Below are 10361 nucleotides of genomic sequence, written 5' to 3'. Positions count from 1 at the left end.
GTATGAGCCGACGTGGCAACTGCCACGACAACGCGGTTGCAGAAAGCTTCTTTCAACTTCTCAAACGAGAACGAATTAAGCGGAAAACTTACAGAAGCCGGGAAGAGGCCCGGCAGGACGTATTTAATTATATAGAGATGTTCTATAACCCGATTCGCCGCCATGGACACAATGGCAACTTATCTCCAATAAAATTTGAAGAAAAGTTTGTTAGTAAAGTTGGGGGTGTCTAGTAAATTAGTGGCGATTCATTACTTAGTAGGAGGCGGTGTGTACAGGTGTTCACTTTCTGATGTCATTAAGGCTGTTCCGAGTGTTCAAACTGTAAGTTTGCCAGAAGGCTGGTTTGAACAGCTGGATAATAAAATTTCTGTTTTTGAATCTCTTTATAACTGGATGGTGGATGATGGAAGAGTTCCAGATGTGGAAACGAACACTCTACATTCTAGAACTTATGTGGCTGAACAAACCATGAAAAAGCTGCTTGCAGCAGAGAAGAAAAGATTGCGGCAAGTCAAGAAGCTTAAAGGTGAAGCCCTTGAACAAGCCTTGTCATGGACGAATCTTGGCTCTGGCCCGATGGAAACAATTGGACTTGATGTGACTATTCGTGGGGAAGGGATTTTGGTTGTTCCTGAAGGCGATCGTTCCGACTTTGGTGAAAGGGTAGCGGAAATCTACAATAAGTTGAGAGTCGCACATTTAAAGAAGATAAAATCCAAAGCGTCGGGAGCTACTTTTTATTGGTGGCTGATTTCACAGTTGGAGCGCCCTGATAATATTGGGGATCTAGCCCGAGATACTCATGATGATTCAGCATTTTCTGAAGGGTTTTCATTCTATGAAGATTGGAAACAGCATTTAGCGCGGTTGCATGCTAGTGGCGCTGCAATGGATACGCTGAAGGAAGCTTGGCTTGAGTATTGTGATCAATATCCAGAACGGATAGTGCCCTATGCTTGGTGCAGCGAATGTCAGAAAAGAATCGAAATTTCGGACACTACTATTTCGTGGGATCTTGATTCAGGTGAAGTGTATTTTTTAGATCAAGACTGTCTTGCAATGATGCAATCACATTCTGATCTGAGCACTATTCCACTGAGCAGCCTGTCATCTTCGGCGCTACAGCGCTTGGCAGCCTCTGAAGAAATAGGAAGGTTTCAGCTGGAAGAGATCAAAGAAAAGTTGATGTTGTGGGGTGTTACGCTTTCTTAGCGTGCGCTCAGTGAGGCGCCAAGGATAAGTCTTTGTCTTATTCTTGGCGCCTATGTTTAATCTTAAATAGCGGTATCTGGTGTCGCCGCCGTTTTTAGCTAGATGTCAAAAGCCTTACGTTTAAATTGTTCAAAAAAAGCATCACCTAAAAGCCCTTTTCCCATAAGTAAAGCTACCACTGGAGATATGTGAAATGGGTCGCAACGGTTAGTTAGCTCATTTCGTATTTCGTCAAATCGAACATCTTTCTTCCTTTGGAAAATCCATGTGAAAATGTCTACAGCTTGTAACGCTGGACTATCACCAGAGCGCTTTAATAATAATTTTCCAAGATCAAACTCTGCTGGTTCCCATAAAGGAGGTACATCTGGGTGCTTTTCAATGAAATATCCACTTTTAAAAAACTCGTGGCATTCTTCCATTGTCTTTTTGAACTCTTGATTTTGATCATGGATAATTGCAGTTACTTTTGTACGATGTTTATTTGCGAATGTATGGGCAGCCTCTAACACGCTTGTAAACCCAATGCCATTAGGGGAATGTATTTTATATCCATGTCGCTTGCTATCTTGAGTTGGTATCGTGAACCTATGAACATTCCTTCGGGCGTATTTCAGCCCTCCACAAAGCACATCATATAAGTCAGAGGACTCGTTAACGTATCTAGGTAAATAATGAAGGGCATTTTCCAGGCAATTACTGAGTGTTAAGTAGTCCTTTTCTAAAAAAGCGCTCCAAAATTCTTGTTTGTTTTTTAATGTTAGAATCTTTTCAAGAGCATAAGCCATGGAGAGCCTATTGCCATTCAGGTTATACCATTGATTAGGAACAGCCTCATTTTCGAATGAATCAAAAAATGTTTCCAAAAATTTGGTGGGAGCTAGGTAGGGTTTGCAAATACTTACGAAATGAGGACACCAAATCAAACCATCAAGTAACTCAATAATTTTCCAGCACATCAAATTAACTTCGTCTGCGGGCATTTGATGGGCATGAGTTCGTGAGACTCCATTCGCCTTACAATACTCATCAATGAGTGGTTTAAGAATCGGATCAATATCCTCAACGGCCATAATCACTCCCTGATAAAAAAAAGCAGGCGCATCAAAAATGTTTTTTCCTGTATTTCCAGATTCATCAGCATAAACATACATGGTTGTCCCTCCTCAGCGGGAAAGAAGCAGCATTAAAGATGTTTCAATTAATGATAAGATAGAGAACACCGCACACTATATGACTGGGGGCTAGCGTATTGTCGTTTTTGCTGCGCAATAGTGTACTATAGCAAGAGGTATATTGCAGTTATATTTTGATTTTATCTTTTTCTTTTTCCCATTCATTGATGAGGCTCATGTAAAAATTATCACAATCTAGTGATAGAAATTTTAGTATTTCGTAGCATTGTATAATGTCGTATTTAGTGCAGCAAATCATGGCCATTTTCATCCAGTATGGAGGTGGCATTAATACTATTTCTTCTTTGTACACGAATTCAGATATGAAATCGTCAATGAGTAACGAAGGTGTTGAATGTACAACAGAGCTAAGGAGTACATACATAGTTCTGTAGTCATGTTCTAGTTGGTGATGTATTTTTGATTTTTGTTGAGAGAATATATCTCTCTTTTTTGACATAGACTCTAGGTTTAACGTAGTCCATTTTTTAGAAAACTTGTCGCCTTCTAAGTATTCTGGAGTGATGTTTTTTGGACTGTGACAAGCAGATTCGTATGCTTCTTTTGTGTTAATTACGCTGGCAATATTTTTTTTCATTTGTTCGTCATGAGTTGCCCTTTGCATAGTGTTATACGATTCGATTTTGTGAAAGTTGAGATATTGTTCAAGACCAATTTTTTTATCTTCATAAGTCAAATATGAACACACGATTGTTTGCTCTAGGCGAGTTCTTACAAGAGATAACGCGGGTAGTAACAAACACCAACTTGTTGACATCCTGATAGTGTAACTGAAGTTTTCAGCAATATACTTGAAACGCTGGAATAGATGGTAATTGTTGTCGCAAAGAATGTGTGGGTTTTCGCGGGTTGTCTTATTGAAAAAGCCATATGCTTCTTCAGAAAGTAGGTTGAACGTTTTAAAGCTCTCCCATTCGCTGAACGGTCCCAGAGCTTGCATTCTTGCTCTCCTATAGCGTGGTTTCTGACGTATTATTAATTTTAATGTTAGTTGCAGGGTAGTTGGAATGCAATAACTTAAGGCAGATGACTATAAGCATGGTGATTTCCTCCTGTGTTTATGAGATCTGCGGGGGCTGAGGCTTATCTGAACAAGCAGGGCATTCCAGCAGCTTGTAACGCTGTGCAGCAGGGTGATGGCGCGTTTTGTAGCATCTGGGACAGGTAGTCAGGCCATACTCTGCCGAAAGGGTAATCAGCATTTCTATAAACAGATCTGAAGGCGAGGAGCCGCGCAAGCTGGCTAGTTGTGCAAAGGTGGCGGCACACCCTGCGGGAATGGTCAGCTCTAAAGAGGTTGTGTCTATGCTCATGGTGATTCCTTGTGGTGTTGGCAGATGTTATAGTGAATCCGGCTCAACGGGCTTGATCAGGGCGTAGCAGTCTGCCTCCCAAACCCACAGGCCACGCTTGCCTGCGCTGCATCTGTAGGCGGGCAGGGCGCCGGTGTTAACCATGTCGTAAAACTTTGTTTTGCCGCAGCCGAGAATTTTACAGGCGCTACGCCAGTTAAGGCGCTTTCCTTTGTCGGTGAACCTATTCATAGTGTCTCCGGTTATCTTCGCGCACGGGCAAGGCGGTCTTGAATGCTATGCCCGCCAGAGCGCGGTTTATTGGGTGATGCTGTCGGTTTGCTTTTTACTGCCTTGGGCCAGTGGCGCACGTTAAGGATGTAAGCCAGCGCCAGCGACATGACTTCGCAGTCCCAGAAGTGGTTGGGGCGGCCAGCGGGGTTTACCCACGCCTGTTTTTCATCGTCCCATACTTCGGCACACATCTCTTTGGCATAGGCATCTAGCACTCCTTCGCCGTTGGTATGCAGGTGAAATGCGCCCGGGTCTTGGGGGGCTATGGAAAGCTTGTGCGACAGGTCGCTTTTGAAAAACGTGGTGTCGCAGCGCCACAGGTTCAGGCCGCCGGGGATTTTAACCTTGTTGCCTTTTGCGTCTGGAAAGTATTCCTGCGGGGATGGGGTATAGGGCTGTGCCATAGCGCGAACCCCCTGCCACGGGTACACGCGGCCCCTGTGCCGTATGGCCCATGAATAAACTTCCTTGGTGCGTCCGCCCATTGCGTCAATCATGCAGGCGCGCACTTTATACTCTGTGTCTTCTGCATTGCGGTACACGCTGTTCCACAAAATTTCGTTAAGTGCCGTAAAGGACGGGGCAACCCCCGCCTGAACAAGCCAGCTTTCCTCTGTATCGCCATAGCCGAAGGCACGTATGGTGTAGCGGAAGTGGCTTTTTTGCGTATCTACTCCGGCCAGCAGGCAGGCAACGCGCGGGGTGGGGGCATCTTTGATGATGACAGGGGCGGGTACGGCTCCGCGGGGTCTATCGTCGCACAGGGCCAGAATGGTATCTTCTGCCCGCATGGAGTGTTCTTCTCTCCACGGTTCTGCCTTGTACTGGTTTTGCAGGTTCTTCAGGTCATCCAGTTTGCCTGTTTCATCATACTTCAGCTGGGCGGCTGCTACCTCTGACAGGCTGACAAAGTACGAAAGCCATGCAGGAATATGGAAACCCACCTTTACAGGCTTGTACGTGGCAATGTGTGAGTACAGGTCAAGACCGGAGGTACGTTCTACCCATTCGCCTTTTCGCACGGCGCGGTCGCGGTCGCCATCGTCCCATACTGCGCCGCAATGCTCGCAAGGGTATGTTGCAAGGCGCTGGGCCAGAACCTCTTCTGAAGAAGGGCTTTTTTCTGTATCGCCTTTGTGGGGCCAGTCTATACGGTCAAACTGCATAAACTGGCGGATGCCGCAGTGCGGGCAGCGCACCCAGTAATCAAAACGGGCTCCTGCTTCTTCCTTAAAGGCTCGCCAGATGGGGCCGTCTTCAGTAGTCGGTGTGCTGATCTTCATGATGTGCCGACGGTTGCGCCACGTGGTGGTACGCTTTTCTGCCAGAATCTCTGATGTGGCTTCGTTTTTCGGGTTTTTGTATTTGTCCAGCTCGTCCAGAATCAGCGTTCGGATAGGCTTGTTGCCAAGGCGTGAAACAGAACCGGACCAGCCCAGATAGATGGGCATGTGGGACAGATTGATGCGCAGGCTGCTGGTATCATCCGCTGCCGAGGTCATGTAGTCCCGCAGGCGGGGAGAGCCGGAAATCATGGGGATGATGCGGTCGCGGGCGTTTTCCCGCGCGGTGAGTTCGTCGGGAAACACATACATCACCGGCCCGGGGCTTCGGTCTATGCACCAGCCGACAAGGTTGTGCCCCGATTCAGAACCGCCTGTTTGCGGGCTTTTGCAGACAATGACGGTTTCTATGCCGCGCATACCGGCGGCATCCATGATGCCTACCAGATACGGGGTAAACAGGTTTTTCCATTTGCCTGGTATGCTGGACATCTCCAGAATACGATAGCGCTCTGCCCATACGCTGACAGATATGGTCTTGCGCTTGCGCAGAATCTTTTTTTCGCCCTTTGAAAAGCAGAACCGGATGTGCGGGGTGCTGTTGCTGGCAAATGCTGCTACATCGGCAGATACGGCGGCAGAGAGCCAGTGCGGCACTCGTGCTGTAATAACAACACGCCGCACTGACTCTTGTTTCGGGTTACGTTTGCTCTCGGGATAGAGCGTTAGTTGCGTCTTTTGACTCATTCCGTCTCCACACTGGGACATGCGCTATTCAGCTGCTGCAGGCAGCTCTGCTTCTGAAATAAAGGCCACATCGAATTCAATTTCGCGGCTGTATTCGTTCAAAGCCTCGTCAAGCAGCTCATCAAGCTTTTCAAGCATGAGACTGCTTTTTTTGGGGTTGCCATCTACAGCAGAAACCAGATCAAGCACTTGTGCTTCCAGGTTGGTGCGCAGGCCGGAAGAAAGGGTGACGGCACGGGCTGCGAGCTCAAGGTGTACTTGCTCACGCGGGACATAGCGGCCTTTTTTGATGGAAAGGTCGAAGGCCTCGCGTTCTGCTATTGTCTCTGCCCTGCGGATGTCGGCTTCTTCCTTGCGACGTTGTCTGTCCGCTGCTTTTGCCGCCACGGCATCAGGAGTGCCGGAAAGGGGAAGGCTAGCCATATACCGGTCAACATCACGCATTTTAAAAGTGCCGTCGGGTTGTTTTTTCAAACGTCCAAGGCTGATGTCCTTATACAGCTTGGTTTTGCCCAGCTTGCGACCGTTTTCTTCTGCATGGGTAAGGACCTCTTGCCAGTTTTTTAGGTGCGTTTTTGCCTGCATTGCGTACTCCAACATCTTGGAGGCACGCTCCAGCGCGGTCAGATTTGCGGGGGTGGGGTCATCCAACGTTGCCCGCTTGGCTTTTTCTTTGGCGGATAGCAGCACCTGCACATCTGTCTTTGTACTTTGCGCTACCATTTCATCAACATTTTTAGACATATATTCCCCATGTAATCTGGTGTGTCTGTTTGCCCGCCGGAGCATGCTTCCGCTGGTGTGTTCCAGTTGCTTTTTGCGGCTGGAGCGTCTACGCTTTGCTTATGTTTGGCGTGTGCTGGCGCGTAACTGCGCTGGCGCTCCAACTCTGAGGGAAGCAGGTGGCTCAGACCTGTTTCCCTCATCTTGTTTCTAGCCAAGCAGCGAAAGCTGCGTAGGGCTTTGGGCTGGCTGCCACTCAGGAACATTCAGCCCAAGCTTTTCCTGTATGTAGTCAGCAAGGATTCGCCGATGGCATTCCTCGCCGTTTTTTTCAAAGCAGCACAGTATCGGGTTTGGTGTCGCCTGCTCGATGGCAAGCAGATATTCAAGCAGGCTTTCTGCCGTGGGAAAGCGGCTTTTTAAGTCTTGCCTGTAAGCTTCAGCCCAGTTTTCAGCCTTCGGGTTAGAAGGTGCGAAGGCTGAAGCTCTGGGGCCGCTCCACCAGCGATTCCACTTGGCAATGCATACCTTGCGCTCTTTTGGGGCTGTGCTGCCGAAATAAGATGTCTGAATCATTTTACGGGCTCCTAAAACGGAATGTCGGCCAGGCCGCCGCTATTGGCATTTACAGAGTGTTCTGGGGCAGGTTGCACATTGTACGCGGCCAAGCTTTGTGCCAGCAGGCCTTCGTAGACTTCTTCCCTCATGGGGCCACGTGGTGTGTAAGCCAGCAGAAACTCTATGAGCGCATCTTCACTTTCAAATCCGAAGTCTGCCGCTACTTCATCGCTGGGCGAAATATGAGGCTGGTGAGTGAGTAGGTTAGGCATCAACCTGTTGATTTCACGCACGGTGTCTTCCCCGTGGTCGTACAGGCTTTGCGTAATGCGGATGCGCCTCCACCAGATGTCATCGTAACGTTGGTACATTTCGGTAATGACTGCCTCTGCCTGTTTTTTGCAGACCTTTTTGATCTGCCGGAATTCTGCTTTGGTTAATTCCTGCATCTATCTTCTCCGCTTGACTTTTGCGGGTAGCGGAGCCAACCTTTGGGTACATAATGGTTGTGGGGTTAGCTCCGCAGCTGCCCGAAATGGGCGCGAGGGTGGCAAGTGGCATTGCCGCCCTTTTTATTTACCTATGCCAGGCAGGAATATCTGTCCGTGTTTAGTGGTTTGCTGCGGCAACGGGATGCAGTCCATCCAGAACTGATTGCCCACATCCTTGCGCCATACGCTGGGGGTACGGTCTTTAAGTGCCCAGCTCATTTTCAAGGCGCAGGGGAAGTACAGCTTTGAGACTCCACCAAAACGACTTGCGCCTTCCTTTGCCAGCTTCCATGCGCGTTTCATTATTTTTGCGAGCTTTTCTCGTTGTATGGTGTTCATCTTGTCTCCTTGTGAGTGTAACTTGTCGGGATAAAAAGATATTACCATATTGACGACCTGCTGCAAGTAAAAGTACTTCAATATCTGCTAGTTATGGTGTTTTTGTAGCCATAAGGCATAAGCCTCTTCAAGAGTCCACAGGCCCAGTGCGCCGTAGTAGTTCAGCCGGTAAGTTCCGTCTTTGTCTTCAAGGCGTTTGTGGAGCTTGTAAACTCCACGATATTTCATGCTGACGGGGTTACGTGAAAAAGCAGTGGTTACGGCGTAGCGGTAATCGCCTTTGAATGTGGCATCGATGAGCTGCTTGACTTCATGCGACTGGCACATCATCAAGACAAGCTTGGCAAGGCGGGGCTCTGCACTGGGTACGGCTAGGTCTGAACGCTGGTAAATTTGTTGGCCTGTCGTCGGCAGTGCCCAGTCATGCTTGGTGATATTGAAGTCAAGCTTGCCGATGAGCTTGGAATCCAGACACAAACCGATGGAAAGTGCGACATCTGCAAGGAAATAGTCGACACGCACGGACATGAAGAGTTCATTCATCCGCACGGTCTGCTGTTTATCCAGCAGGACAAGGCCCGTCTTTTCAGTGCCGGTCAGCCTTTTATCACCGGGGAAGATGTGCCCTGGGCTGCGTGACTGCAAATAGCTGCGCGTAACTATCCTGCGTTTGCTATGTCCGGCATAAGCGTAAGTGATGGATTTGCGCCCCTTATGGACCACTGCGACAGGTTCACCGAGCACCTTTTCGATTTCCGGAAGCGGGCGTTCCATTATGATCATCCACTGACGGAAAGAGGTGATCTGCTCGTAAATCGGCACATCCTGAAAGCTGATCTCGGTATACTCCGGTGCATTCCAGCTGGCAGCGGCCGCAAGCATCCGTTCTTGATTGATGTAGTCGCGGGAACCGAAAGTGGGCGGTGCGATGAAAACAGCATGGTCCTTGTCATGCTTAGCTAAGAGCTCCACTGCATCCATCGGCAGATAGGCGAATCCTTGCCCCTGTGCCATATGGTCGCGGTAGGTTGTGAGCTTCCGCAGTGTTTTTTCCATGAGCGCCGGCCACGCACGGCGAAAGTTTGCAAGAGTGCGGCGATGCCATACACTTTTGTTTTTCCAGACTTGACGCAGGTCGAGCATAATAGCGACAGAGGCTGCAAGGTGGGCAGGGTCGGAGCAATCCAGAAAGCCGCGCAGGTGTTCAGGGCAGTCGGGCCGTTCTGAGACGACTAGCTCAGTACCCGCCAGATAAGCACCAAGTGCAGATGTATACAGCGTAATATCACAGCCGGTGATATGTCCGGTATAGCCTCCGCTGCGTAAGGCGGCACCGACGGTGAAATTGCCCGCACAAGGCAACAGGGCCGGTATTTCTACCTCTTGCGCATATGCTGCTAGGACCTTTCGGAGCGGGCCAGCTACAGAACCGAGGAAGCTCATGATGAAGCCTCCTGCGCCTGTTGCTCTTCTTCGGCTGCTTTAGTGGCAAGGTACTCCTGTGCGATTTCCACAAGGCGTATCATCGCCAGAGAGCTATCACGGATTTTCTCGGCATCTTTGATGTCTGCCACCAGGTTAGTGAACTGCTCGTATTGTTCAGAAGGGCCAAGGTAGACAGCAGAAGAGCGCTTGGCAGAAACAGCCAGCATGTCCAGCACCTCTGACAGTGTTTCCTTTTCGCCATCGGTAAACATGAACGTTACCATGTGGGCGGGAACCTGCGGTGTGGAAAAGTTGACCAGTTCCACATCATCCAGTTCTTTTACCGCTTCGCTATCAAGGCCGCTGTAGAGCTTGTCTGTGACGCTTTCGATTTGGGCCCAGAGGTTTGCCAGAATGCTTTGGTCATCTTCGCCCACAAGGGCATTGTGTGAGAGCTGGATAGCGATGCGCTTACTTTTGGGGAGTTCTTCCGTAATCGCCAGCACCATGATTTGAGGCAGCTCCGCCTCGATGCTGGCTTTTACACGGTGGTTGCCGGAAAGCACTTCTAGGTTGCCTCCCTCATGAAGATAGCAGAGTGGTACACTTGAAAGGCGTTGGTCCGCCGTAATATTGTCTCGCAACTGCCGGAACGTTTCACGCTTGAAGAAACGTGCATTGTTTTTCAGCAGGCGCAAAGTACGCGGATTAACAATCATCAGCTGCATGCCTGAACCGAACATCTCCTGACTGATTGCAGCTAGTTCTTCATTTCTTTTTGTTAACTGTTCCATGTCG

General features: G+C 48.9%; 13 protein-coding genes. 2 read left to right on the top strand and 11 right to left on the bottom strand.

The features are described from left to right. Together ACK5LI_RS05435 and ACK5LI_RS05430 are read left to right on the top strand one after the other, a co-directional pair. Window positions 1-233 (top strand): IS3 family transposase (locus ACK5LI_RS05435; protein ID WP_416946081.1); only part of this gene is annotated, 233 nt, incomplete at its 5' end. Between the two features lie 37 nt (window positions 234-270). Next, on the top strand, window positions 271-1215 hold the full coding sequence (locus tag ACK5LI_RS05430) for a YozE family protein (RefSeq protein ID WP_416946990.1): 945 nt from the start codon (window positions 271-273) through the stop codon (window positions 1213-1215). Window positions 1216-1313: 98 nt separating this feature from the next. On the opposite strand, the gene ACK5LI_RS05425 is transcribed toward ACK5LI_RS05430, so the two are convergent. From ACK5LI_RS05425 to ACK5LI_RS05375, 11 genes are all read right to left on the bottom strand, one after another. Further along, window positions 1314-2369, bottom strand: a complete 1056-nt coding sequence (locus ACK5LI_RS05425; RefSeq protein ID WP_416946988.1) for a DUF3800 domain-containing protein — start codon at window positions 2367-2369, stop codon at window positions 1314-1316. A 148-nt stretch (window positions 2370-2517) separates the two neighbouring features. Next, window positions 2518-3351 carry a DUF5677 domain-containing protein gene (locus ACK5LI_RS05420; RefSeq protein ID WP_416946986.1) on the bottom strand — a complete coding sequence of 278 codons (834 nt, stop codon included), beginning with the start codon at window positions 3349-3351 and terminating at the stop codon, window positions 2518-2520. Window positions 3352-3469: 118 nt separating this feature from the next. Then, on the bottom strand, window positions 3470-3724 hold the full coding sequence (locus ACK5LI_RS05415) for a hypothetical protein (RefSeq protein WP_416946984.1): 255 nt from the start codon (window positions 3722-3724) through the stop codon (window positions 3470-3472). 27 nt (window positions 3725-3751) lie between these two features. Continuing rightward, window positions 3752-3955 carry a DNA-binding protein gene (locus tag ACK5LI_RS05410; protein WP_416946982.1) on the bottom strand — a complete coding sequence of 68 codons (204 nt, stop codon included), beginning with the start codon at window positions 3953-3955 and terminating at the stop codon, window positions 3752-3754. An 11-nt stretch (window positions 3956-3966) separates the two neighbouring features. Continuing rightward, a complete protein-coding gene (locus ACK5LI_RS05405; RefSeq protein ID WP_416946980.1) occupies window positions 3967-6027 on the bottom strand; it encodes a terminase gpA endonuclease subunit in 2061 nt (686 codons plus the stop codon). Between the two features lie 24 nt (window positions 6028-6051). Next, window positions 6052-6771 (bottom strand): hypothetical protein, encoded by a 720-nt coding sequence (locus tag ACK5LI_RS05400; protein WP_416946978.1) that lies wholly within the window; start codon window positions 6769-6771, stop codon window positions 6052-6054. A 189-nt stretch (window positions 6772-6960) separates the two neighbouring features. Further along, window positions 6961-7326: a DUF488 family protein gene (locus ACK5LI_RS05395; protein WP_416946976.1), complete on the bottom strand. Its 366-nt coding sequence runs from the start codon at window positions 7324-7326 to the stop codon at window positions 6961-6963. Window positions 7327-7337: 11 nt separating this feature from the next. Beyond that, complete coding sequence (locus tag ACK5LI_RS05390; RefSeq protein ID WP_416946974.1) at window positions 7338-7757, bottom strand: iron receptor; 420 nt, start codon at window positions 7755-7757, stop codon at window positions 7338-7340. Window positions 7758-7880: 123 nt separating this feature from the next. Beyond that, window positions 7881-8138: an alanyl-tRNA synthetase gene (locus ACK5LI_RS05385; RefSeq protein ID WP_416946972.1), complete on the bottom strand. Its 258-nt coding sequence runs from the start codon at window positions 8136-8138 to the stop codon at window positions 7881-7883. 87 nt (window positions 8139-8225) lie between these two features. Further along, window positions 8226-9581 (bottom strand): hypothetical protein, encoded by a 1356-nt coding sequence (locus tag ACK5LI_RS05380; RefSeq protein WP_416946970.1) that lies wholly within the window; start codon window positions 9579-9581, stop codon window positions 8226-8228. Further along, the gene (locus ACK5LI_RS05375) at window positions 9578-10357 is read right to left on the bottom strand and encodes a ParB N-terminal domain-containing protein (protein ID WP_416946968.1); all 780 of its coding nucleotides are present in this window, start codon (window positions 10355-10357) and stop codon (window positions 9578-9580) included. Before ACK5LI_RS05375 ends, ACK5LI_RS05380 begins: the two co-directional genes overlap by 4 nt. Window positions 10358-10361 lie beyond the last annotated feature (4 nt).

Source organism: Oleidesulfovibrio sp. (assembly GCF_047973035.1).
Taxonomy (GTDB): Bacteria; Desulfobacterota; Desulfovibrionia; order Desulfovibrionales; family Desulfovibrionaceae; genus Oleidesulfovibrio.
Note: the sequence above shows the minus strand (reverse complement) of the source record. Positions and strands in the feature narration are given on the sequence as shown.